Source organism: Stenotrophomonas sp. CFBP 13718 (genome assembly GCF_014842145.1).
Classification (GTDB): Bacteria; Pseudomonadota; Gammaproteobacteria; order Xanthomonadales; family Xanthomonadaceae; genus Stenotrophomonas.
Map to the genome: position 1 here is coordinate 14,356 of NZ_JACYVC010000013.1, position 24,022 is coordinate 38,377.

The window sequence follows — 24,022 nt, forward strand, 5'->3', positions numbered from 1 at the left end:
ACCACGCGGTGTTACGGCGCAGGTCCCTACACTGTGCATCCCCCCGCATTGCGCAGCCGCCCCGTGAGCGAAGCAACAACGTATCCCTATCCGCTGGTCGTGTTCGACCTTGATGGCACGCTCGTCGACAGTGCCGCTGATATCGCAGAGGCGCTCAACCGCACCTTGGTGGACTGGCAGCTGCCACGCGTGCCGGAGGCCACCGTGTTGACGTGGATCGGCGATGGCGTGCGCCGGCTCGTGGAGCAGGCCTTCACCGCGGCCGGCAGCACGATCGATCTGGACACGGTGATGCCGGGCTTCATGGTGCATTACCGCGAATGCCTGCTGCGCAGTCCGCGGCTGTTCGATGGCGTCGCTGAGGCGCTGCAGGTGCTGCAGGCGCGTGATGTGCCCATGGCCATCTGCACCAACAAGCCGTCGGCGCTGGTGCAGCCGCTGCTGGATCACCTGGGTATCGGCACTGTGTTCGCGTTGGTACTGGGAGGCGATTCGCTGCCGCAGCGAAAGCCGAGTGGCGAGCCCTTGCGACACATCGCGGCGCAGTTCGGCGAAGACCCGGCCGCGTGCCTGATGGTGGGCGATTCCTTGACGGATTACCGTGCCGCACTGGATGCGGGCATGCCGGTTGCCCTGGTGCGCTATGGCTATCCGCGGGGGCTGGATCTGCAGCACAACGAAGCGGTCACCGTGATCGATGACCTGCGCGATCTGCCTGGGTTGCGCGCCGGGGCGTAACGGTAGCGCCGAGCCGTGCTCGGCGGAATGCTTCCGCACACGGCCCGCTGCGCTCGCCGACCATGGGTATGCCGGTCGTCCTGACCGGCACCCTGCGGGCCGTCGCACGCGACGTTGGCCGCGGCTCCTGCCGCTGCCTTCGGTGCTACCGCTGTCGGACGCTGTGGTAGCGCCGAGCCGTGCTCGGCGGAATGTCTCCGCACACAGCCCGCTGCGCTCGCCGACCATGGGTCGGCGCTACCACTCCCGCTGCGTTACTGCGGCTGGTAGCGCACGCTGAGCTGGTACTCGCGGCCGGGCTGGTTGTACCAGGCGACGGTTTCGTAGCGGCGATCGAATACGTTCGCCGCACGCGCCAGCAACGACCAGTCTGGACCCAGCGCGTACTCAAGGCGCACGTCCAGCGTGCCGTAGCCGCCCAGCTTCACGGTGTTGGCGGCATCGTCGTAACGCTTGCCGGCACCGAAGCCGGTGACGCCCACACGCACGTCACCAAAGCGGCGGTCCAGATCGATGCGCGCGGTCTGCTGCGCGCGACGCGCCAGCCAGTTGTCGTACTGGGTGCCGACGGTGTGGTTGCGCGGATCGGTGTAGCTCAGCTGCGCGTTGACGTCGATACCGGCCACGCGGGTGGTGCCGGTCAGCTCGGCTCCGCGGATGCGGGCCTTTTCTACCTGCGTCATGCGGAAGGTTGCCGCGTCATACGTGATCAGGTCGTCCACGCGCGTCTCGTAAACATCCAGGCCCCAGCGCCAGCCTTGGCCCTGCTGAGCGACGCCGACATTGGTGCTGCGCGCCTTCTCCGGATCAAGGGCGGCAACACCGCTCCACGGATCGTACAGATCGCTGAAAGTAGGTGCCTTGAACGCGGTGCCATGGCTGGCGGTCAGCTTCCAGCCGCTGCCCAGTTCCATGCCCCACGCCAGCGAACCGGTGGTGTGGTTACCGAACTGCTCGTTGTCATCGTTGCGCACGCTGGCCTGCAGTTGGTGCTGACCGAAGCGTCCCTGGTACTGCAGGAACACGCCGGTGTTGTCACGGCTGTCGACCAGATAGCCAGCGCTGCTGCCGTCCAGGCTGTCATCGCTCCAGTCCACGCCGCCGCTCAGCAGCTGGCCGTCGGCAAGGCCGATGTCAGCCTGCGCCGAGGCACTGTCACGCTGTGTCTGCGCACGGCCGAACGCACCGAAAGGGCCGCTGTTGTCGGACTCGTTGTCGCTGCGGCCGATGTTGGCGGTCACGGTCAACCGCTCAGAGGGGGCATAGCGGACCTTGCCAGCCAGTACCTGCTGCAGGGTCTCGGAATAGTTGTAATAGCCGTCGTAGTGGTTCTCCGCTTCGGCGCGCAACGCGCTGCCCTCTACGGTCCACTGGTCGTTGACGTGGTAGCCGCCGCGCGCGCTCTTGGACAGGTTGCGGTAGCCGTCGCGGTCTGGCTCATCCGCGCCGCAGCCTTGGAAGGTGGCCGCCGAGCCGCGGCAGGCATCGATGCCATCGCTGTGCTGGTAGGCGATATCGATGCCGAACCAGCCCCGTTCCGTGCCCCCGCCGATACCGCCGCTGGCCTGGCGAAGTCCGTTGCTGCCGCCGCCCAGCTCCAGGTGCGGTGCGAATCCGCCTGTGTTGCGGCGGGTGAATATCTGCACGACGCCGCCAATGGCATCCGCGCCATACAGGCTGGACTGTGGCCCGCGCACGATCTCCACGCGCTCGATCTGCGCCAGCGGCAGGTCCTGCAGCATGGCCAGGCCGAAGTCGGCGGTATTGATCCGCACGCCGTCCACCAGCACCACGGTGTGCGAGGAGTTGGTGCCGCGCAGGAACAGCGAGCTCTGCTTGCCGAGTCCGCCGGTGTTGGTCAGGTTGATGCCGGCGCGGCCACGCAGCAGGTCCTGCAGCGAGGTCGCCTGGCTGGATTCGATTGCGGCGCGGTCGATCACCTGCGCCGGGCTGAGGCTGTCGGTCAGCGCGATCGGGGTGCGCGTGGCGGTGACCAGCACTTCGTCGAGCGCGGTCGCTGCGTTCTGCGCGTGGGCAACGCCCGGCAGTGCGGCAAGCACGGCCAGGGAAAGGATTCGGGACTGCACTGACATGAGGGAACTCCGGCTGCCGCGCACGCCCGCGCGGACATAAAGGGAGCTGCGGCACGTGGGGCAGGGCGATGCGCACCGCGAATGGTCGCGATGGCCGTCGCCGATGCCCTCCGCATCGCAACCTGGTGCTTCCTGGCCGGTCTCCGGGCTTGCCGTCGGTGGGAACCCACCGGGCGGACGCCTTCCCATGCTGGGCACAGTGGCGTGATGTCCGCTTGTGACGCGCTTACCGTTGCGGGGGCAGCGCCGGAGTGGCATCTCACGATGTGTCACCGGCTTCCCGTTTCAACCTGCCAGCTCGCGCCGCAGGTCACCTTGAAGTGCGCGCAGTCTAAGCGATCACACGCGGCAATGCAGGGCGGTGCGGCCGGTGCACTAGAATGGCCTCTGTTTCGTTCCAGATCTGCCGATGACGTCCATGCCGTGTTGTGTTGTTCCCCTGTTCGAACGCCCGGGCGTGCGCCCGCTGATGCACGACAGGCACACCGGGGGCGGGCGATGATCCTGGACCTGGTGCGCCACGCCAGTACCGGACGCGATACCCACCTGGACGGACGCACCGATCCACCGTTGTTGGCTGGTGCGCATGACGGTCTGTGTGCCGCCTATGACCTGCACGAATGGGAGCGTGTGATCTGCTCGCCCCGCCTGCGTGCACTACACACCGCCGTGGCGCTGGCCGTACCGCGAGGGCTGGAGGTGCAGCCGGACGCGGAGTGGGAAGAGCTGGACTTCGGCGACTGGGATGGTGTGGCCATCGACACGCTGCCCGAGCAGGCACTGCTGGGCTTTCATCGTGATCCGCACGCGTTGCCACCGCCGAACGGCGAAAGCTGGGGACACTTCGAGCGACGGATCGCGCGCGCGCTGGATCGGCTGTTCGATGCAGAGGAAGCCGACGATGCGGCGCCAACGCTGATCGTCAGCCACGGCGGTCCGCTGCGGATGGTGCTGTCGCAGGTATGCGGGCTGCCGGTGGCCCTGTGCTGGGCGTTGCGTATCGATCACGGCACGCGGCTGCGGCTGCGGGTAGAGCGGGGCGACGGTGGGCTGTGGGGCGAGCTGCTGGAGCTGCAACAGCCGTGATGCCGCCGTTGTGGCGCTGAGCCATGCTCGGCCGGGGCTGACGCGCCGCTGCGCTCGCCGACCATGGGTCGGCGCTACGGATGTCGGATGCTGCGATTGTTGTAGCGCCGAGCCGTGCTCGGCGGAATGTGTCCGCGGACGGCCCGCTGCGCTCGCCGACCATGGGTCGGCGCTACCGATGTCGGACGCTGCGGTCGTTGTAGCGCCGAGCCGTGCTCGGCGGAATGTGTCCGCGGACGGCCCGCTGCGCTCGCCGACCATGGGTATGCCGGTCGTCCTGACCGGCACCCTANTCGTTGTAGCGCCGAGCCGTGCTCGGCGGGATGTCTCCGCGTACGGCCCGCTGCGCTCGCCGACCATGGGTCGGCGCTACCGGGTAGCAGCGCGTCGTGCTCGGCGGAATGTGTCCGCGTACGGCCCGCTGCGCTCGCCGACCTTGGGTCCGCGCTACCGTCAGTCCTGCGTGTCGGCGTCGTCGAAGCGTCGTTCGTGCACGGGGCCGGAGGCCGGTCCCGGCGCTTTCAACGGCTGCAGGGCGATGCGGGCTTCGTAGTCCTGCACCAACGCACCGCGTTGTGCTTCGGACAGGTCCTGCCAGTGGCAGTCCAGCAACGCGCCTTCCAATGAATAAAGCAGGTTGAGGCTGGGCTTGAAGCCTGCGCGCCTGATCTTGACGAAGGCGCCGACCGAGCCGATCGCGAGCAGTTCTTCGCGGCTGCGCAGCCCCACCTGGCGCAGCCAGGCAGCGCTCTTCGGACCGATGTTGCGCAGCTGCAGGGTGCTCATTGCAGGGCGTCGACGAATACCGCAGCGATGGCTTCCAGGCCGGCCTGGTCATCGGCATCGAAGCGCGCCGGCTCCGGGCTGTCCAGGTCGAGCACGCCGATCAGCGTATCGCCCTTCACCAGCGGCACTACCAGCTCCGAGCGGGAGGCGGAATCGCAGGCGATATGGCCCGGGAAGGCGTCTACATCGTCGATGCGCTGGGTCACGCGCTGGGTGGCGGCAGCACCACAGACGCCCTTGTGCAGGGGGATGCGTACGCACGCAGGCAGGCCCTGGAACGGGCCGACAACCAGCTCGGTACCGTCGAACAGGTAGAAGCCGGCCCAGTTGAGCTGCGGCACGGCGTGGTAGATCAGCGCGGAGAGGTTGGCCGCATTGGCGATGCGGTCGCTCTCGCCATGGACCAGGGCACGGGCCTGTTCCAGCAGCTGGGCGTATTGTTCCGGCTTGCTGCCGGTCAGCGAAGAGGTGGCGAACATGGCGTCAGTCTAGCAAGGCACGGCGTCGCGGGCGGCAAGGCCGCGCGCCAGCGCGCCGATCCGCGCTATGCCGGCCACGTAGTGCTCATCCAGCGCCTGGCAGCAGGAAAGCCGCAGGCAGTGCCGGTAGCGTGCGCCCCGCGAATACACCTGGCCGGGCATGAACACGATGTCCTCTGCCAGCGCCTGCTCGAACAGCTGGCCGGTGTCCACGCCCGGTATTTCCAGCCACAGCAGGAAACCGCCGGTCGGCTCGGTCGCCAGCGTGCCGGGCGGAAAGTGCTGGGCGACCAGCTGGCGGACGCGTCCGGTCTGTTCGCGGTACAGCCGGCGCATGCGCCGGAGATGGTGCTCGTAGTTGCCCGCCTCAAGGAACGCCGCGACCGCATCACCGAGCAACCGCGACTCGGCACCGCTGGAGTGGAACTTGAGCAATGCGATGCGCTCGCTGAAGCGGCCGCCCTCGAGCCAGCCGATGCGGTAATCCGGTGCCAGTGTCTTGGAGAAGCCGGCGCAGACCATGACCCAGCCCTCGCGGTCGAATGCCTTGAGCAAGGGTTCCAGCGGTTCGGTGTGCTGCAGCTCGGCGTACACGATGTCTTCGATCACCGGCAGCCGCCGGGCGCTGGCCAGCGCGGCCAGGCGTTGCTTGGCGGCGACCGGCATGGTGCAGCCCAATGGATTGTGCACGGTGGGCATCACCACCAGCGCGGCCAACGTCGTGGTATCGAGCAGGGTGGCCAACGCGTCCACGTCCAGCCCGTGTTGCGGGTGGGTGGGCAGTTCGATCGCCTGCAACCCGAGGCTGGCAAGCAGCGGATACAGGTTGAAGTAGGACGGGGCCTCCAGCCCCACGGCGTCGCCGGGCTGGGTGACCGCGCGCAGCGCAAGCTGCAAGGCCTCCATCGCCCCATGGGTCAGCACGATGCGTTCCGGCACGGTGTGCAGCCCCATGCGCGGGCCGCGCTGCACGATCTGCCGGATCAGCGCCTGCGAACCATTCTGTCGCGCGTAGGTTTCCACCGTGGCCATGCCCCGGCGCAGCACCTGCGCCGTCGCGCGCTGCAGGTGGGGGCCGGGATAGAAGGCCGCGCCCCGCGGCCCGGCGAAGGCAAGGTCCAGCACCTGCGGGCGCTGCTGTGCGGCAAGGACGCGTGCCATCATCGCCTGCTGGCCGGCGGCGGTGGGGGCCGACGGGACATCGCGCAACGAGCGCTGCGGCACCTGCAGGCGCTGCGCGACTTCGAACCCCGAACGCGGCAGCGGAATCACCAGACCGGCATCTTCGAGTTGCCGGTAGGCCCCGATCACGGTGTTCAGGCTGACCTTGCGCTGGTCGGCCATCTGCCGCAGCGAAGGCAGACGCGCCCCGCTGGGCAGGCGTCCGGCGTGGATCGCCGCCGCCAGTTCATCAGCAAGGAGCTGGTAGCGAGGGGATGTGGTGAGCTCATCCATCTGTACCCATCCCGCTGACCATCCGCCGTGCCTGTAACCGTGGGATGGCCAGCCTAGCATGGGCCTGCTGCGCGCCGCTTCGTAGCGGGTCAGCGCGTTTTTGTGCCTGCGAGCGCGGTCCAGCGCACCCACTCAGCCGTGCGGCGTCACCGCATCGGCACCAGCATCGGATCCTTGCGGTACAACTGCGGAAAGCGCTGCTGCAACGCGACCAGCTTGGGCGCATCGTAGTAGCGGATATAGGCGGCCTGCGGATTCCGCTCCAGGTAATTCTGGTGATACGCCTCGGCGGGATAGAAGCGCTTGCCCGTGCCCAGCTCGGTCACCACCGGCGAGGTGAACGAGGCGCCGATCTGTCCTACGTAGGCGCGGTTGGCTGCCTGTTGGCGCGCGTCGTCGCTGAAGATGGCGGAGCGATACTGCGTGCCGCGATCCGGGCCCTGCCGATTGAGCTGGGTCGGATCATGCGCAACCGAAAAGAACACCTGCAGCAGCTGGCCATAGCTGACCTGGCGCGGATCGTAGTCCACCCGCACCGCCTCGGCGTGGCCGGTGCGACCGCCGCTGATGGTTTCATAGCGCGCGGTCGATGCTTCGCCCCCGATGTAGCCGGACACCGCGTTGCTGACGCCCTTGACGTGCTGGAACACGCCCTGCACGCCCCAGAAGCAGCCGCCGGCGAACACCACGCTGGCCTGCGTGCGGTCATCCTTGAAGGCAGCGGTTCCGGTGGGAGCGGGCAGCGCACGGCTTTCTTCGCTGATGCGAGCCGCCCCGGCAGCAGCGCCGAGGGCCGGCCCCGCATCCACCGCAAAGGCGACAAGCGAGCCCACGACCAGCGTCGCGACGGCGGCGGCAATACCCTGTTCCAGTGAGAGTTTCATACGACCTCCTCAACCAAACGTAAATGCGTAGGCCTGGACACCGGGGTCCAGGAATTCGATTTCGAACAGGTGCTCGCCGATGGTGTCGCGCTGGCGTACCAACTGGTAAAGACGGTGCTCATCGACCACGCCGGTGCCATCGGGATGGACGTCGCCGCCTGCATCGGCAGACGGAAGCGGCTTGCCATCCATCAACAGGCGGAAACGAACCGGCGTGCCGTTCTCTGCCGGTGCCAACACCAGGTGCAGGTCGCGGGCATGGAAACGGAAGGCGATGCGGCCACCGGCCTGCTGCAGTTCCGCAGCCTCTTCGCTCACGGTCCAAGGGCCCCGCAATGCCCACTGGTTCAGCGTGAAGCGATCCGGCAGCGTGTAGTCGGCCCGTTGCCCGTTGCGGATGCCACCGGGAGACGCGAAGTTCTCCGCGCGGGCATGGCCCAGATAGGTCTCCGGCGAGCGCAGGTTGCCCATGTCGGCCTGCTCGGCAACGCCCTGCAGGCTGGTGGCGGCCGCGGGGTCGGCAGGCGGGGGCAGGTCGGTCTGGCCCGCCTCCTGCAGCAGCCGACGGATCACCTGCTCGGAGTGCGCATAGTTGCCCTCGCCGAACTGGTGCGCGCGGATGCGCCCCTTCGCATCGACGAAGTAGTGGGCCGGCCAATAGCGGTTTTCGAATGCGCGCCAGATGGCATAGTTGTTGTCCAGCGCGACCGGGTATTCGACCTTCAGTTGTTCAACGGCGCGCATCACATTGCGCGGATTTCGCTCGAAGGCGAACTCGGGCGTATGTACGCCGATCACCACCAGGCCATGGTCACGGTAGCGCTCCTGCCACTCGTGCACGAAGGGCATCGCGCGCAGGCAGTTGATGCAGGAATAGGTCCAGAAATCGATCAACACGACCTTGCCGCGCAGCTGCTCGCGGGTCAGCGGTGGGCTGTTGAGCCAGCCGGTGCTGCCGTCCAGGGCCGGCAGTTCGCCTTCGACCGGCAACGGCGTATCGGCCGCCCCGGCTGCGCCCGTGCTGGACAGCGTGGAGGCGGCGGGCTGCACGCCAGGAACCGCGTTGAGCAGCCCCTGCTCCAGTCGCGCCGTGCTCACCGCGGAGAGGCGCGTCAACACACCGGTGTCCCAGCCCATGGCGATGGCAACCACCGCCAGCAGCGCAGCAACGCCCAACAGGCGGCGCAGCGTATTGCCCAGGCCCAGCCGTGCCTTCAAGGCATTGAAGACGCGCCCGCCGATCCATACCGCCAGCGCGAGGGCCGTCACTGCGCCCAGAGCGTAAGCCAGCAGCAGGCTGCTGGTGCTGGCACTGGCGCCATTCAATGCCGCGCCGGTCAGTACCAGACCGAGGATCGGGCCAGCACATGGCGCCCACAGCAGGCCGGTGGCGATACCCACGAGCAGGGAGGTGCCCGCTCCGCCCCGTCCGGCTTCATCGGCCGCATCGGCCCGCGCACTGAGTCGTGCGCCGGCCCGCTGGAACGGTGCCAGCAAGCGGTCGGAAAAGCGTGGCCACAACAACGCCAGAGCGAAAACCGCCATCACGACCAGCGCGATCCAGCGACCGATCTGGTTGGCCTGCGCCACCCAGGCGCTGCCCACGGCCGCCAGGCTGGCCACCACGGTGAAGGTGATCGCCATGCCCAGCAGCAGCGGCAGGGTGCTGCGCAGGAAGGAGCGGCCTGCGCGTGCAAACACGAACGGCAGCACCGGCAGGATGCAGGGACTGAGCAGGGTCAACACACCCCCCAGGTAGGCCAGCAGCAACAGCATCATCGACGCTCCATCAAGGGGATCAGCAGGAAGAAGGACATCACACCGGCACGCGCCAGCGTTCGCCGCTGTCGTTGGCATCGGCGGCGGCAGACGGCTCAAACGTCATCGCTGCACCGTTCATGCAATAGCGCAGGCCCGTCGGGCGGGGACCGTCGTTGAACACATGGCCCAGATGGCCACCACAGCGGCGGCAGTGGATTTCCACCCGTACCATGCCGAACAGCGTATCGCGCTGCTCGCCCACCGCGTCCTTCAGCGGCTGCCAGAAGCTCGGCCAGCCGGTGCCACTCTCGAACTTGGTGGCCGACGAAAACAGCGGCAGCGCGCAGCCCGCGCAATGGAACGTGCCCCGGCGCTTTTCCCGGTCCAGCGGACTGCTGCCCGCGCGCTCGGTGGCCTGCTGACGCAGCACGGCGTACTGCGCAGGGGTCAGGCGCTGCTTCCATTCGGCATCGCTGCGCATGATGTCGAAGCGGCGGGCCGGCGCGGCCTCGGCGGCTGCAGGGGCGGCGCGGCTGCAGGCCCCCACGCCCAGCACGCTGGCGGCGGCTGCCATGCCGCCCAGGCCAAGCAGGTGACGACGGGTAAGCGACATGGGCGATCTCCAGCGAAGGTCGATGTGGCCATGCTGCGCCCACGCGCATCAACGAATCCTCACGGAGAGTTAAATTTTCCGTGATACATCCACGGACCGGCCGACGGACAATGACGGCACGTCTTCCTGCCGCCACCCTGCCTCCATGACTGCTGCCCAGCGCGTCCTGATCGTCGAAGACGATGTCCACATCGCCGACCTGCTGCGCCTGCATCTGGCCGATGAAGGCTACACGGTGGTGCATGCGGCCGACGGTGACGTCGGCATGCGGCTGCTGGAGCAGGAGGGGCCCTGGGATGCGCTGGTGCTGGATGTGATGTTGCCCGGCGTGGATGGCCTGCAGATATGCCGGCGCGCGAGGGCGATGGCGCGCTATGTCCCGATCATCATCATCAGCGCCCGTGGCAGCGAGACCCAACGGATCGTCGGGCTGGAACTCGGCGCGGATGACTACCTTGCCAAGCCGTTTTCGATGCCGGAACTGGTGGCGCGAGTACGCGCGCTGCTGCGCCGTGCAGACGCGATGGCACAGAACGCGCGGCTGGATGCGGGGGCGATCGAACTGGGCCCGCTGCGCCTTGACCCGCTGGCGCGGGTGGCTGCCCATTCCGGCAAGGAGCTGGAGCTGACGCCGCGTGAGTTCGACCTGCTGCTGTTCTTTGCCCGCCATCCGGGGCAGGTATTCACCCGCGCCGAGCTGCTGGACCAGGTCTGGGGTTACGGCCACGATGGCTACGAGCACACCGTCAACACGCACATCAACCGCCTGCGCAACAAGATCGAAGTGGACCCGGCCAATCCGAAGCAGATCCTTACGGTATGGGGCCGCGGCTACAAGCTGGTGGGCACCGCCGGAGGTGACGCGTGACGCTTCGGCTGCGCCTATGGCAGAAACTGGCGGCGGTGTTCGCCGCGCTGCTGGTGCTGTGCAGCCTGGCGCTGCTGGGCATGCAGATGCGCATGGCGCTGCGGCATGAGCAGGAAGTGGTGCAGCGCCTGTCGCTGGGACTGGCCGCGCACATCGCCCAGCGCAGCGAGCTGATGGATCAGGCGGGCATGCGCGAACCGGAAGTGCGCGCGCTGTTCGGCCAGCTGATGGCGGTCAATCCCAGCGTCGAGGTGTATCTGCTGGACGAGCAGGGCCGCGTGCTGGGCCATGACGCACCGAGTGGCCATCTGCATCGCGACAAGGTGGACCTGGCGCCGCTGAAGGCGCTGCTGGCCGGTGGGGCACTGCCGATCCTCGGCGACGACCCGCGCAGTGCCAGCGGACGCAAGGTCTTCAGCGTGGCGCCGCTGGTGGTGCAGGGCAAACCAGCAGGCTATGTCTACGTGGTGCTGGTGGGTGAGCAGCGGCAGATGCTGGCGGATGACCTGGCCAGCAGCAGCCAGTGGCGCACCACGCTGTGGTCGGTGGTGCTGGTCGCGGTGCTGGGCATGCTGGCCGGACTGGTGGCGTTTTATTGGGTGACGCGGCCGCTGCGTGAGTTGACCCGGCGCATTCAATCGTTCGACATCGATGCCCCCACGGAGCTGCCTGCGCTGCCCGCGCTGCGCGATGACGAGCGCGACGAACTGCTGATTCTGGAGCACGCACACGCACAGATGGCCCACCGACTGGGTGAGCAGTGGCAGCAACTGCGTCAGCAGGACCTGCAGCGACGCGAGATGGTTGCCAACATTTCCCATGACCTGCGCACGCCGCTGGCGTCGCTGCATGGCTATCTGGAAACGCTGGCGATGAAGGAAGCGACGTTGAGCGTTGAAGAACGCCGTCGTTATCTGGCGATCGCGCTTTCGCAGAGTGCCAAGGTCGGCGGACTGGCGCGCGCGCTGTTCGAGCTGGCACGGCTGGAGCACGGCCAGGTGCAACTGCAGTGGGAAGTGTTCGCGCTGCCGGAACTGCTGCAGGATGTGCTGCAGAAGTTCGAATTGTCCGCTGAAGCCAAGCAACAGCGGCTGGATGCATCGTTCCCGCAGGGGCTGCCGCTGGTGCGTGCCGACGTGGGGCTGGTGGAACGGGTACTGACCAACCTGATCGACAATGCGCTGCGGCATACGCCGGAGGGCGGTCACGTGCAGGTTCGGCTCTTCGCAGCGCCGGACCACGTGCGCGTGCAGGTAGGCGACAACGGCCCGGGCGTGGATCCGGCCCTGCGCGCGACGCTGTTCCATGCGCCGGCCGCGCTCGGTCCGCGTCGCGGCGAGAATGGCGGGCTCGGGCTGCTGATCGTGCAGCGCGTGGTGCAACTGCATGGCCACGACATCCGGCTGCTGGATACCGAGCAGGGCGCGACCTTCGAGTTTGCGTTGCCGCGGGCGAAGCCTGCGGCGTAATGCTTGATCTGCGGGCGATCGATCCGCGAGGGTTGTTGCATTGCCGCGGGGATGATCCGCGGCAGACCATCGCTGGGACGCTTTCTGGATGATCGGGGTCATCCAGAAAGGCCGCCGCTGCAGCGAGATCAGTCCAGGATTGGTATCACCTCACGGATGACCTTCATGCCCCATGGACACCACGCGAAGGTCGGTAGCATGGGAGGTGTCCCTATCTGTTCGATATGGTCCTCCACCCCCACGGCCGGCACATCGCACTCAAGCGGTCCTGCAATGCTGGCGGTCACTGTCTCCGGAACGAGATGAAAATTCCAGGACGGGTTATAGGATTTCCGACCGCGTTTTATGATCCCGCCAATCACATCGGCCCCTTGGCCGCCATTTCCCAGTCCTTCGGTCCTGATGCGCTGTATGACCGCAGGATCTGTGACCCCGAAAATGAATTCCTGCTGCGAAATCGCACGACTTCGGTCAATCATTGCGAAGTAGACGATGCTTTGAGGCTGCGATTGGGCCAATGCAGAAAACGGACCTGTGGCAATCAAGACCAGCAGCAGCGTTGCACGTTTCATGGAAGCACCCTTGAGTCATTTGAAGAGTGCCAGCGCTGACAGGAAGATGTCCGGCCGGAACTGGCAGACTCATTCAACATGAGGCGCTTCAGCGCATGGGATTATCGACGATGCTGTTTGCAGAATTTCGCCCACGCTCGAGCTCCATGCCGGATGTCTATCACTTCAGGTGATCAACGCGCCCGGAGGTGTCAGCAACGTACAGATCGACGCGTGTTGCCCAAGCCGCCCGTATGACGGACACGACATCCATTGGGAGAGGATGAGCCAAAAAAAAGGACCCGACAGAGGGAGGGATCTGTCGGGTCCTGCGACTGCACGGGGGGAGGGACCCATGCAGTGTTCTGGTGGTCTGCGGAACCGGGAAGATTCGCGACCTGTTGCAATGCAGCATACGCCTTTCGTGCTGCATTGCAACAGGATCGTCTACTGTGTCCTGAACGAGGCTGAATGTCTTTCAGTATCAACCACTTGCTCAGCGGGTCGCGGGCCCACGATAGCGGCATCCGGACGTGCAGGTCTCATGCACGGTGATCTCGCTGAGGGCAGGCAGCACCGGCTTGAGCTCCTGCCAGATCCAGACCGCCAGATTCTCGCTGGTCGGGTTTTCCAGCCCCGGGATGTCATTGAGGTAGTGGTGGTCCAGGCGGTCGTAGATCGGCTGGAATGCGGCTTTGACGTCGCCGAAATCCATGATCCAGCCCGTCTGTGCACCGGGTTCGCCCTCGACTTTCAGTTCCACCCGGAACGAATGGCCGTGCAGGCGCGAACACTTGTGGCCCGGCGGCACGTTGGGCAGCCGATGCGCTGCTTCGATCATGAAGATTTTGAAGATTTCCATGATGCGGATTGTACCGGTCCGCAGTGCTAGGCCCGTTACAACGGCAACTGAATCCTTTTCATCGCGATGAAGAGATGTTAGCTTCTCTTATATCCGTATGAAGAGATGTTATTGGCTGCACAGCAGCCCTTCATGTGCTACTGCGGAACTGCCACCACCACCCCACGAAGACCACATGCCCCAGCACACCTTGCTCGTGGCGGCCTTGGCCGCTGCCTTGGCCGCGCCTTTGCCTGCCGCAGCCGACACCTCCGCCGACACCTCCGCCAGTGGCGATGCCAGCACGCTGGCCGCCGTGCGGGTCACCGGGTCCAACATCAAACGCACTGACACGGAGACCGCCAACCCGGTCCAGGTGATCGGCCGCGAACAGCTGGACGCCACGGGCAAGGCGTCGGTCGCCGATGTACTGCGCTCGATCTCGGCCAACACCGGCAATGCAGCGAATGAGACCTCCAACAGTGGCTGGGCCTCTGGCTCGGCAGGTATCGGCCTGCGTGGCCTGTCGCAGAAAAACACGCTGGTGCTGCTCAACGGCCGGCGCTTGGCCAACTATGGTTTCCCGGCCAATGGCCTGTCCGACACCTTCGTCAACCTCAATGCGCTGCCGCTGGTCGCCGTGGAACGGATCGAAGTGCTCAAGGACGGCGCGTCGGCGGTGTATGGCTCGGATGCCGTGGCCGGCGTGGTCAACATCATCACCCGACAGAACTACCAGGGCGCGGAGATCGGCGGCAGCGTCGGCACGGCGGACCAGGGCGGGCTGGACGAAACCAAGCTGAAGTTCGTCGGCGGGCTGGGTGACCTGGAGAGCGATGGCTACAACATCCTCTTCAGCCTGGAAGCCTACAACCGCGATCGCCTGGACCAGGACGAGCGCGACCTGACCCAGAGCGGCATCTACAGCGACAAGCCCGGTGGCCGCTGGAACGGCTGGTCGGCGAAAGGCGCGCGGTACCTGATCAATGGGGCGTCGGTGCCCATGCTCGATGCCAATGGCCAGTGCCCGGACGGCACCACCCTGGTCGCCAGCGCGCCGATCGATGGACTGGCCGGCAACACCTGCGGCTTCAACCAGGCACCGTTCACCACGTTGATTCCGTCTACCAAACGCTGGCAGGCCTATGCGAACGGCACGTTCCGCGTCAGTGACAACGTCGAAGCCTTCGGCGAAGTCCTGTACAGCGAGGTAAAAGGCGTTTCGTGGTTCGGCAGCAGCCCCTTCTTTACCCTGGAGAGTGGTCGCTTCGCGCTGAACGCGGATACCGGACTGGCCGAGCCGGTGTCTTCGAACCTGCCCGCCAACAACCCCTACAACCCGTACGGGCGCGCGGTGCCGATCGAATACACGTTCTTCAACCTCGGCGGCACGGTGAAGACCAACCGCTCGCAGTCCTACCGCGGACTGGTCGGCTTGCGTGGCAGCAGCGAGCGCTGGGATTGGGAGGTGGGCGCGTTCGGTGCCCGCAGCAGCGAGCGTGAGACCGTGTCCGGTGGTTTCGCGAACCGCTGGGCGCTGGCCGACGCGTTGGCCACCGGCAGCTACAACCTGTTGGATCCGTCGGCCACGCCTCAGTCGGTGCTTGATGGCATCAACATCGCCACCTTGCGCCCGGCCGAATCCAAGCTGCAGGGCATCGATGCGAAAGTGTCCGGCACGCTGGGCCGTACCTGGGCCGGCGACATCGGCTTCGCCTCGGGGCTGGAGTGGCGCCGCGAGAAACTGGACTCCAACAATCCCTGGCAGATCGATGCCGGCCTGCAGGTGCGCCCCGCCATCGCCGAAGTGCACGGCGAGCGGACCGTGACCGCAGCGTATGCCGAAGCGATCGTGCCGCTGGCCTCCAGGCTGGAGCTGTCGGTCGCCGCGCGTGCGGATCATTACGACGACTTCGGCGATGCGTTCTCGCCCAAGCTGGGCCTGCGCTGGCAGCCGCTGGACTTCCTGCTGGTGCGCGCGGCCGCGTCGAAGGGCTTCCGTGCACCGTCGCTTTCGGAGAACTCGGACAGCACCAGCATTTCCTACGGCAGCGTGGTGGACCCGCGTGACCCGGACCTGCCCGGATCGCGGCAGAACCCCACGTTCTTCACCGTCGGCAATACCGACCTGAAGCCGGAACGCACGCGCAGCTACAACTTCGGCGTGGTGCTGTCGCCGTGGGCGAACACCAACCTGAGTGTCGACTACTACAAGATCGAGCTGGAAAACCTGGTCGGCACCAACAACACCCAGACCCTGGTCACCAACGATGTGCCCGGCGCGGTGCAGCGCGATGAGCGCGGCAAGATCCAGGCCGTGTACAACCGCTACCAGAACCTGAGTGACCTGAAGACCTCCGGCATCGATGTCGAGCTGCGCCAGCGCGTGCCCACCGATCGCTTCGGCACCTTCAACCTGAGCTCGGCGTACACCCATGTGCGCGACTACCGCCGACCCACGGTGATCGGCGGTCCGCTGGTGGACTACGCCGGCAGCAACCTCGGCGCGACCTTGCCGAAGAACAAAGCGACGACGTCGTTGGACTGGGCGTACGGTGATGTACGCACGGCGCTCACCTGGTACTACACCAGTGGTTATGACCAGAAGGCCAGCACGACGGCGCAAGCCGTGCAGGACCGGGTCGACTCGTACAGCCAGTTCGATCTGTACGTGGGGTACACCGGGTTCGAGCAGCTGACCCTGTACGCGAAGATCCAGAACCTGGGCGATGAGGCACCGCCGTACGACGCGTCGTTCCCGGGCATCCGCGCGCCCTACGATTTCAGCCAGTACGACCTGCGCGGACGCTACTTCACGGTCGGGTTCGACTACCGGTTCTGACCGAGCCTGCTTCGTTGCACCGCACTGTCCACCTGGTCACCGCGTGCGGCCAGGTGGCTGCCCTCGGCGCTCCAGCGCCAACCTTCATGGGGAATCGTTGTGTCCTTCCATCGCAGTGTGTTGTTGTCCTTGTTCGTTGCCGCCATCGCGGTTGCCGCTCCGGTTCTCCCGGCGCAGGCCCAGAGTGCTTACTTCTTCCCGCAGGGCCAATCCACCGATTTCGATCCGGCCGTGCCGACGCCGCAGCAGTTCCTCGGCTACGAAGTCGGCAGCCGCTACACACGGCATGACCAACTGGTGGGCTACTTCAACGAACTGGCCAAGCACTCCGACAAGATCACGGTGCAGGAAATCGGCCGCAGCTACGAAGGGCGTCCGCTGCTGATCGCCACGGTGACCGCGGCACAGAACCACGCGCGGCTGGACACGCTGCGCCAGCAGCACGCCACCCTGGCTGATCCCGCGCAGCCGCGCACCGCTGCCGGCGACAGCCCCGTGGTGGTGTGGCTGGGCTACAGCGTGCACGGCAACGAGACCTCCAGCGGCGAGGCGGCGATGCTGACGGCGTACTACCTGGTGGCCAACCGCAGCGCCGAGACGCAGCAGTGGTTGCAGAACGCCGTGGTGCTGTTCGATCCGGCGCAGAACCCGGACGGCCGTGACCGAGCTGCGAACTGGCACAACGCTTACGCGTCCAGTCCGGCATCGGCCGACCCGGCCGACAAGGAGCACGTTGAACCGTTCCCGCAGGGTCGCACCAACCACTACTTCACCGACCTCAACCGCGACTGGCTGGCCCTGACGCAACAGGAAAGTCGACCGAAAATCGAGGTCTTCCACCAGTGGTACCCGAACGTGCAGATCGACTTCCACGAAATGGGGAAGGACAGCACGTACTACTTCGAGCCGTCGCCGAAGAGCATGCACAGTCCGCTGCTGCCTGCCTCGTCGTACGAATTCAACAAGACCCTGGCGAAGTACCACGCTGCCTCGCTGGATGCGTTGGGCTCGCTGTATTACACGGGCGAGAACTACGACAACTTCTCCCCGGTGTACGGCTCGACGTACCCTGATTTCCACGGTGCCGTGGGTGTCACCGTCGAACAGGCCAGCTCGCGGGGACGCGTGCAGGAGTCGGTCAATGGTCCGTTGACCTTCCCGTTCACCATCCGCAATCAGGTCGCGACCGGGCTGGGCACCGTGCGCGGTGCGGTGGCTGAGCGGGAAGGCCTGTTCACCCTGCAGAAAACGTTCTTCCAGTCCGCGCTCAAGCAGGCGGGGCAGCAGCCCTTGAAGAGCTTCGTGTTCGGCGATGCGCACGATCCTGCGCTCACCCGCAAACTGCTTGGGTTGTTGTTGCTGCACCGGATCGAGGTGCATGCGCTGCCATCGACCGTCACCATGGAGGGGCGCCGCTTTGAACCTGGCAATGCCTACGTGGTGCCCGCTGCGCAGGCGCAGTTCCGGCTGGTGCATTCGATCTTCGCCGACACCCCGCCGATCAAGGGCGATGTGTTCTACGGCAGTACGTCTTACGCTATCGCACCGGCCTACGGGGTTGCTTTCGCCGCCAGCAAGGGGCGCATCGCGGAGGGCACGCAGGTAACCGCGTTGCCGCCGGTGCAGGCGGGGGTACAGGGTGGCCAGGCCGGCTACGCGTATGTGATCGATTGGCGCGACTACAACGCGGGCCGTGCGCTGTACGCGCTGCAGTCCAAGGGTCTGTCCACGCGCGCGGCGTTCCAGTCTTTCACCGCCAGCACGGTGGGCGGCGATGTGGCGTTCGCGCCCGGCAGCATCGTGGTGCCGGTGGCAGGACAGCCCCTGCAGGGCGCGGCGCTGCGGGATGCCGTGCAGGCGGCCGCAACGGATGCAGGCGTGCAGGCCCATGCACTGGCCAGCGGCCAGAGCCGGGGCGGCGTCGATCTGGGCAGCGATGGGGTGAAAGCATTGCGCAAGCCCACCGTCGCGCTGGTGATGGGCGAGGGCGTGAACGCCACCGAGATCGGCTCGGCCTGGTTCCTGCTGGACCAGCAGTTGCAGCTGCCCGCCAGCAAGATCGACCCGACCCAGCTGGGCAAGGTGGCGTTGGACCGCTACACCACGATCGTGTTGTCCGGTGGCAAGTACGAGGCAGTGGACGACGTCGCAGTGGGCGCGCTGAAGCGCTGGATCCAGGCAGGCGGTTCGCTGGTGACGTATGGCACCGCCTCGCGCTGGGCAATCGACAAGAAGTTGGCCGACGGTGAGAAGCTCGGCCAGGACGAAGAGACCGCTGCGGGCGAACGCAAGGCGTTTGGCGATCAGCGCGATATCGCGGCGATCGAGCGGGTGAGCGGCAACATCCTCAGTGCGGATATCGACACGAGCCATCCACTGGGCTTCGGCGCACCGGGTCGCGCGCTGGCGGTGAACAAGGAAAACGCGGTGGTGCTGCAGCCGAGCGCCAATCCGTTCTCCACGGTGGTGCGGGTGGACGAGCGGCCGCGCGTCAACGGCTATCTGTCCGAGCGCAACCGGGCGCGGGTGAAGGGCTCGGCGTGGTTGCTGGTGTCGCCGCAGGGGCAGGGCAACGTGGTGTTGTTCGCCGATGACCCGGCGCACCGGAAGTACTGGCACGGGACGGACCGGTTGCTGGTCAATGCGGTGTTCTTCGGCAATCTGTTGAACCCGGCGAAGCCGAGGGGGTAGGTGGGTTGCCCGGGCTTGCAGCCCAGCACCTGCAGAAGCAACGGCAACGGCAACGTCAACTGCAACGGCAACAGCTGCGGGGCTGCTTGGAGGTAGGGCGGGGTGGGTTGGCGGGGGACGGCAAGGGCCGCATCCATGCGGGCCTCGTTTCGCGCCATCCATGGCGGGGTCCACGTCATCGCATTCGCGCTGCCGCCCCCACGCTTTGCTGCGCAAACCGTGGGCCCCGTCTCACCAGCACCCACACCCCGCCGCTTCGCGGCCGCCCCTGACTCAGGGCTCCCTCCACCAGAGGGGTCAATGCGGCCTCTGGTAGCGCCGACCCATGGTCGGCGGAATGTCCCCGCCAACGGCCCGCTGCGCTCGCCGACCATGGGTCGGCGCTACCGATTTTTTCTTTTTTCTTACGCGGCTGGCGGCGCAAGGAACCTGTCAGAGGGCTGGGCGGTGGGGCTGGGCGGGGGCGTTGAGCGCCATGGATGGCGCGAAACGAGGCACGCATGGACGCAGTTTTTGCCGGCCCCCGCCCAGCCCCACCGCCCAGCCCCAAGCACGCAGCCTGCTGTAAGAGTCAGCCGCGAGGGGCTCAGCCGCTCGCCGCATCAAAATCGTATTGCGAATCATTCGCAATAGGCATAGAGTGTGCGCCGCCGGACTGGGGCCGGTGCCTTCCACGAGATATGCCGATGAAAACCTGCTTGCTGGCTGGCCTGATGCTGGCCGCCGTCGTGTTGCCTGCCCGTGCGCATACGCCGTATCTGGCGCCGGCGACGTTCCAGATCCAGCCGACCAGCCTGGTCACGCTCGATGCCAGTTTCGCTGAAACCTTCTTCGTTCCCGAGGTGGTGTTCGACAACAGCACCTTCGTGGTGACCGATCCCGATGGTGTGACCCATGCACCCGATACCGTGCATCTGTTGAAGACCCGGGCCGTGGTCGAGCAGCGGCTGCCGGGCAAGAAGGGTACCTACCGCTTCAGCACCGGTAATCGCCTTGGCGCGGTGTTCCGTACGTTCGAGGTCAACGGCAAGACTGAAAGCAGCCGTGACCCGTCCACGCCGCTGCCGGCCGGGGCGAAGATCGTGTCGCACTACCAGAGTCTGTCGCGATCGGAGGTCTTTCTGACGGCCGGGGAACCGACCACCGACGCCATGAAGCCTTACGGCAAGGGCCTTGAGCTGGTTCCCGTCACCCATCCAAGTGATCTGTACGTGGGCGAGTCTTTCGTCTTCGAAGTGCGCTACGACGGCAAGCCGCTGCCGGCGCAGAAGGTGGAGATCAACCGCGCGCTCGGCGATGGCCACAGCCAGCCGGCCGCCCTGGAACTCACCACCGACGCCGTAGGCAAAGCCACCTTGCCGTTGCAGCAGGCAGGCAGCTACCTGGCGTTGATCCGCTATCGCGGCGCTGCCCCGGCAGGTGCTGCCGCACCGCAGTACGGCAACAACTACACGCTCAGCTTCCACGTGCTGGAACCGTAAGCCACTCCCCTGAAGGATTTCCTCGTATGACCAAGATCATGATCGCGCTGGCGCTGCTTGCGACTACATCCGCCCCCACGGCATCTGCGCAACAGGCCACTGCACCTGGCCTGTCTTCTGCCGCAGCAGATTTCCTGGAGCAGTTCGATCCGCAGGACACCGGCGCGGTCAGCTGGGCACAGTTCGAGACCTTCCGTCGCGCACGCTACGCCGCGACCGACCGCAACGGCGATGGCAGCGTGGACAAGCAGGAGTACATCGACGAGTACCTGCAGCGTTTCGACGAACGCTTGGCCAAGGCCCACGAAGGGCACCTGCGGCAGACCGGCACACGCTTCAAGGCGCTGGACCAGGACAAGGACGGGCGCATCAGCCGCGACGAATTCGACGCAGCGGGCGAGCGCACCTGGGACGGCTACGAGAAGAGCCAGGACGCGACGCGGGAAAGCGCGGCGGCGACCAACCGCGATCCCTTGAAGATGCCGACCTCGCATACCGCCAACGGCATGCTGGACCTGTACGACCGCAACGGTGACGGGGTGGTCGATCGCGCCGAGTTCGATGCTGCACGCGCCGCCACGTTCGCCGCGACCGACACCAATGCCGATGGTCAGCTGGACCTGGCCGAGTACACCGCCGAATTCACCGGTCGCCTGGATGCGCAGCGCACCAAGGTGCGAGAGGCGGGCGGGCGTCAAGCGGCGGTGCGCTTCGGGGCACTGGACACCGACAAGGACGGTCGGATGACCTTCGCCGAGTACCAGGTGTCGGGCAAGCGCCTGTTTGATCGCGCTGATACCAACGGTGACCGCATCGTCGATGCGCGTGATCCGGAACCGACCGCTACGCCGTGACTCATCGGGTGCCGGCATGCCGTCGGCGCCCCATCACCCGATCTCCCACGACCTCCCAGCCCGCACCGCCGCCACGCGCGTCGGCAGCCAGGAATGGCGTTAGCCCAGCCTTTCTCCCTGCGGAGCTTTCCCGATGAACCTGCCCCTCTCCCTGCTTTCACTGGCGGTGCTCGCCAGCCTGTCCGCGATACCCGCCGCCCATGCGGACGCACCGGCCGATGCCGGCACCCTCGATACCGTGCGGGTGGAAGCCGAGCGCGCCAAGAAGAGCACGTCGCGCAACCAGAACGTCACCGTGCTTACCGCTGCCGACCTGGACGCGGACATGGCCAACACCATGGAAGAGGCCATCCGCTACATCCCCGGTGTCAGCGTGGTGGACATGGGCCGCTTCGGTGACAACGGCTTCAACATCCGCGGCCTGGAAAGTGACCGCGTGGCGATCACTGTCGATGGACTCAGCCTCGGCGAGTCCGTGGAAACGGCGCGTTCGTATGAGTTCTTCCGGGGCGGCCGCGGCGACGTGGACATCGACACGCTGAAGAGCCTGCAGGTGATCAAGGGGGCGGACTCCATCACCGCTGGCAGTGGTGCGCTCGGTGGTGCGGTGGTGTTCACCACCAAGGACCCGGCCGACTACCTGAAGGCCGTTGGCAACGACACGCACGTGGGGGTCAAGTTCGGCTACAGCGGCGCCAACGACGAGACCATGGGTACGCTCACTTTCGCCAACCGCACCGGCATCGCCGAATCGATGCTGGTCTATACGCGCCGCGAAGGCCATGAATCAGAGAGCTGGTACGACACGACCGTGGACCGCATCGGCATCGGCCGGCGCACCCCCGATCCGGTGGACAGCACGCGTGACAACCTGTTGGGCAAGCTGGACCTGCAGCTGGATGAACGCAACACACTCGGTTTCATGATCGAGCGTGGCCGTGCGCGCAACGAAGTGGACAACCTGTCGCGCGTGTACGCGCCCGGCTATCTGGAGCGGCGCGGTGATGACCGCAATGATCGGGATCGCTATGGCGTGCGCTGGCAGTACCGCCCGCAGAATGCGCTGTTCGACAGCGTGGAAGCGCAGCTGGATCGCCAGGTCACCGAGAGCCGGGGCCTGACCACCATCCTCGCCGGTAGCGGCTGCCCGGGGCGCACCGTGCCGTGCCTGCGCAGCGAGAACCGTGCGACCGAACAGACGCTGGATCGCGCGGCGCTGGATTTCAGCAAGGTGCTGGAAGCGTCCGGCGCGCGCCACGACATTGCGTACGGACTGGCCTGGCAGACCCGCGACGTGGACTTCACCGCCGTGGATACGCGATGGACGGCGGCGGGCACCGTCGCCAGCGTCGATCAGGATCCGCGCCAGGTCCCCAGGACCGACGCGCGCAACTGGAACCTGTATCTGCGTGACAGCGTGTCGTTGCTGGACGACCGACTGATCCTGAGCGGCGGTGCACGCTATGACCGTTATGACTATTCGCCCACGGTGGATGCCACCTTCGTCGACCCGACGGGCAGCGTGCGTGACCTGCAGTTCTCCGCGCCGAGCTGGCAAGCGGGTGCCGAGTTCCGTTTCCTGCCCGACCACGCGCTATGGGCGCAGTTGGGACGAGGGTTCCGTGCACCCAGCGTGGCCGACCTGTACTCGCCGACGGGATCCACTGTCGCCTTTGATGCGCTGACCGGCGCGCAGGTGCAGTTCGATACCTCATCATCGAATCCAGACCTGGATGCCGAAAAGAGCTTGAATGTAGAGCTGGGTTACCGCTGGACGACGGACCGTGGATTGCTGGGCGTCTCGCTGTTCCGCGACCGCTACAGCAACTTCATCGAGACGGTGACCACGGCGCAGGCTTACGCCAACGGCTACCGCACCACCGCGACGTCGCCCGTGTTGTACCGCTACAACGCAACGATGCCGATGAACGCCGGCAAGGTGATCGTCAAGGGTGCCGAGCTGGAAGGTCGCTGGCAGTTCAACGATGCGTGGTCGTCGCGCATCGCGGCCGCCTACAGCGAAGGCGAGAAGGCCAACGGTGATCCGCTGGAGAGCATCGTCCCGGCCAGCGTGGTGGTCGGGCTGCGCTATGCGCCATCGCCCGTGTGGAATGTCACGGCCAACGTGACCCATGCCTGGGGAAAGAACGCCGACGATGCTTACACCACGTTGGCCAACGGCACCCGCGAGACCCCGGATTGGGTCGGCAAGGCCGATGGCTACACGGTGCTGGACCTGGTGGGCAGCTGGAACATCACCGACCAGTTGCGGCTGAGTGCCGGGGTATACAACCTGACCAACCGCGAGTACTACCTGTGGCAGCGGGTGCGCGGTGTGTTCGAGGGCTCGACCACGTTGTATGGCTACGTCAACGAGGAGGGCATCGGTCGTTACAGCGAACCGGGCCGCAATGCACGGGTGACCGTGGCGTACACCTTCTGAGGGGCAGATCCGCCAGCGCCGAGGCATGATCGGCGAGCGCGCAGCGCGGCCGCCTTGTGCCATCAACAACGAAAAAGGGACGGAGCT

The 24,022-nt window shown here is 66.3% G+C and carries 18 protein-coding genes and 1 riboswitch; of the genes, 9 read left to right on the top strand and 9 right to left on the bottom strand.

What is annotated here, in order from left to right:
- The first annotated feature begins 63 nt into the window (after positions 1-63).
- Positions 64-738: a phosphoglycolate phosphatase gene (gph, locus tag IFT58_RS16705; protein ID WP_192096226.1), complete on the top strand. Its 675-nt coding sequence runs from the start codon at positions 64-66 to the stop codon at positions 736-738.
- A gap of 254 nt (positions 739-992) precedes the next feature.
- On the opposite strand, the gene btuB is transcribed toward gph, so the two are convergent.
- Positions 993-2,831: a TonB-dependent vitamin B12 receptor gene (gene btuB, locus IFT58_RS16710; protein ID WP_192096228.1), complete on the bottom strand. Its 1,839-nt coding sequence runs from the start codon at positions 2,829-2,831 to the stop codon at positions 993-995.
- A gap of 116 nt (positions 2,832-2,947) precedes the next feature.
- Positions 2,948-3,164, bottom strand: a riboswitch (cobalamin riboswitch).
- 165 nt (positions 3,165-3,329) lie between these two features.
- On the opposite strand from btuB, the gene IFT58_RS16715 reads away from it, so the two are divergent.
- Positions 3,330-3,917: a histidine phosphatase family protein gene (locus IFT58_RS16715; protein WP_192096230.1), complete on the top strand. Its 588-nt coding sequence runs from the start codon at positions 3,330-3,332 to the stop codon at positions 3,915-3,917.
- A gap of 453 nt (positions 3,918-4,370) precedes the next feature.
- On the opposite strand, the gene IFT58_RS16720 is transcribed toward IFT58_RS16715, so the two are convergent.
- The 6 genes from IFT58_RS16720 to msrB form a co-directional block, all read right to left on the bottom strand.
- Positions 4,371-4,703 carry a TfoX/Sxy family protein gene (locus tag IFT58_RS16720; protein WP_188325960.1) on the bottom strand — a complete coding sequence of 111 codons (333 nt, stop codon included), beginning with the start codon at positions 4,701-4,703 and terminating at the stop codon, positions 4,371-4,373.
- Entirely contained in the window at positions 4,700-5,182 is a 483-nt protein-coding gene (locus IFT58_RS16725) for a GAF domain-containing protein (RefSeq protein ID WP_192081109.1), read from the bottom strand. The genes IFT58_RS16720 and IFT58_RS16725 overlap by 4 nt, the downstream gene beginning before the upstream one ends.
- 9 nt (positions 5,183-5,191) lie before the next feature.
- Complete coding sequence (locus tag IFT58_RS16730) at positions 5,192-6,637, bottom strand: PLP-dependent aminotransferase family protein (protein ID WP_192096231.1); 1,446 nt, start codon at positions 6,635-6,637, stop codon at positions 5,192-5,194.
- Between the two features lie 146 nt (positions 6,638-6,783).
- Positions 6,784-7,521 (bottom strand): peptide-methionine (S)-S-oxide reductase MsrA, encoded by a 738-nt coding sequence (gene msrA, locus IFT58_RS16735; RefSeq protein ID WP_188325963.1) that lies wholly within the window; start codon positions 7,519-7,521, stop codon positions 6,784-6,786.
- 9 nt (positions 7,522-7,530) lie between these two features.
- A complete protein-coding gene (locus IFT58_RS16740; RefSeq protein ID WP_192096232.1) occupies positions 7,531-9,300 on the bottom strand; it encodes a cytochrome c biogenesis protein DipZ in 1,770 nt (589 codons plus the stop codon).
- A gap of 37 nt (positions 9,301-9,337) precedes the next feature.
- Complete coding sequence (gene msrB, locus IFT58_RS16745) at positions 9,338-9,895, bottom strand: peptide-methionine (R)-S-oxide reductase MsrB (protein WP_188325965.1); 558 nt, start codon at positions 9,893-9,895, stop codon at positions 9,338-9,340.
- Positions 9,896-10,040: 145 nt separating this feature from the next.
- On the opposite strand from msrB, the gene IFT58_RS16750 reads away from it, so the two are divergent.
- Together IFT58_RS16750 and IFT58_RS16755 are read left to right on the top strand one after the other, a co-directional pair.
- Positions 10,041-10,763, top strand: coding sequence for a response regulator transcription factor (locus tag IFT58_RS16750; RefSeq protein ID WP_192096233.1), 723 nt, complete (start codon positions 10,041-10,043; stop codon positions 10,761-10,763).
- Positions 10,760-12,232, top strand: a complete 1,473-nt coding sequence (locus IFT58_RS16755; RefSeq protein WP_342029578.1) for an ATP-binding protein — start codon at positions 10,760-10,762, stop codon at positions 12,230-12,232. Before IFT58_RS16750 ends, IFT58_RS16755 begins: the two co-directional genes overlap by 4 nt.
- Positions 12,233-12,360: 128 nt before the next feature.
- Here the strand turns inward: IFT58_RS16755 and IFT58_RS16760 are convergent, their stop codons facing one another.
- Together IFT58_RS16760 and queD are read right to left on the bottom strand one after the other, a co-directional pair.
- Entirely contained in the window at positions 12,361-12,804 is a 444-nt protein-coding gene (locus tag IFT58_RS16760) for a hypothetical protein (protein WP_192096234.1), read from the bottom strand.
- A 475-nt stretch (positions 12,805-13,279) separates the two neighbouring features.
- Positions 13,280-13,645, bottom strand: coding sequence for a 6-carboxytetrahydropterin synthase QueD (queD, locus tag IFT58_RS16765; protein ID WP_188325967.1), 366 nt, complete (start codon positions 13,643-13,645; stop codon positions 13,280-13,282).
- Positions 13,646-13,820: 175 nt separating this feature from the next.
- Between queD and IFT58_RS16770 the strand changes: the two genes are divergently transcribed.
- The 5 genes from IFT58_RS16770 (at position 13,821) to IFT58_RS16790 (ending at position 23,935) form a co-directional block, all read left to right on the top strand.
- Positions 13,821-16,466, top strand: a complete 2,646-nt coding sequence (locus tag IFT58_RS16770; RefSeq protein WP_192096235.1) for a TonB-dependent receptor — start codon at positions 13,821-13,823, stop codon at positions 16,464-16,466.
- Between the two features lie 99 nt (positions 16,467-16,565).
- Positions 16,566-19,157 (top strand): M14 family zinc carboxypeptidase, encoded by a 2,592-nt coding sequence (locus IFT58_RS16775; protein ID WP_192096236.1) that lies wholly within the window; start codon positions 16,566-16,568, stop codon positions 19,155-19,157.
- Between the two features lie 686 nt (positions 19,158-19,843).
- Positions 19,844-20,638 (top strand): DUF4198 domain-containing protein, encoded by a 795-nt coding sequence (locus IFT58_RS16780; protein WP_192096238.1) that lies wholly within the window; start codon positions 19,844-19,846, stop codon positions 20,636-20,638.
- 26 nt (positions 20,639-20,664) lie between these two features.
- Entirely contained in the window at positions 20,665-21,492 is an 828-nt protein-coding gene (locus tag IFT58_RS16785) for an EF-hand domain-containing protein (RefSeq protein WP_192096240.1), read from the top strand.
- Positions 21,493-21,625: 133 nt separating this feature from the next.
- Complete coding sequence (locus IFT58_RS16790; protein ID WP_192096241.1) at positions 21,626-23,935, top strand: TonB-dependent hemoglobin/transferrin/lactoferrin family receptor; 2,310 nt, start codon at positions 21,626-21,628, stop codon at positions 23,933-23,935.
- Positions 23,936-24,022: the final 87 nt, after the last annotated feature.

Coding starts and splice junctions, on each gene's coding strand:
- btuB (WP_192096228.1), bottom strand. CDS start 2,831: ATGTCAGTGCAGTCCCGAATCCTTTCCCTGGCCGTGCTTGCCGCACTG.
- IFT58_RS16715 (WP_192096230.1), top strand. CDS start 3,330: ATGATCCTGGACCTGGTGCGCCACGCCAGTACCGGACGCGATACCCAC.
- IFT58_RS16720 (WP_188325960.1), bottom strand. CDS start 4,703: ATGAGCACCCTGCAGCTGCGCAACATCGGTCCGAAGAGCGCTGCCTGG.
- IFT58_RS16725 (WP_192081109.1), bottom strand. CDS start 5,182: ATGTTCGCCACCTCTTCGCTGACCGGCAGCAAGCCGGAACAATACGCC.
- IFT58_RS16730 (WP_192096231.1), bottom strand. CDS start 6,637: ATGGATGAGCTCACCACATCCCCTCGCTACCAGCTCCTTGCTGATGAA.
- msrA (WP_188325963.1), bottom strand. CDS start 7,521: ATGAAACTCTCACTGGAACAGGGTATTGCCGCCGCCGTCGCGACGCTG.
- IFT58_RS16740 (WP_192096232.1), bottom strand. CDS start 9,300: ATGATGCTGTTGCTGCTGGCCTACCTGGGGGGTGTGTTGACCCTGCTC.
- msrB (WP_188325965.1), bottom strand. CDS start 9,895: ATGTCGCTTACCCGTCGTCACCTGCTTGGCCTGGGCGGCATGGCAGCC.
- IFT58_RS16750 (WP_192096233.1), top strand. CDS start 10,041: ATGACTGCTGCCCAGCGCGTCCTGATCGTCGAAGACGATGTCCACATC.
- IFT58_RS16760 (WP_192096234.1), bottom strand. CDS start 12,804: ATGAAACGTGCAACGCTGCTGCTGGTCTTGATTGCCACAGGTCCGTTT.
- queD (WP_188325967.1), bottom strand. CDS start 13,645: ATGGAAATCTTCAAAATCTTCATGATCGAAGCAGCGCATCGGCTGCCC.
- IFT58_RS16770 (WP_192096235.1), top strand. CDS start 13,821: ATGCCCCAGCACACCTTGCTCGTGGCGGCCTTGGCCGCTGCCTTGGCC.
- IFT58_RS16780 (WP_192096238.1), top strand. CDS start 19,844: ATGAAAACCTGCTTGCTGGCTGGCCTGATGCTGGCCGCCGTCGTGTTG.
- IFT58_RS16785 (WP_192096240.1), top strand. CDS start 20,665: ATGACCAAGATCATGATCGCGCTGGCGCTGCTTGCGACTACATCCGCC.
- IFT58_RS16790 (WP_192096241.1), top strand. CDS start 21,626: ATGAACCTGCCCCTCTCCCTGCTTTCACTGGCGGTGCTCGCCAGCCTG.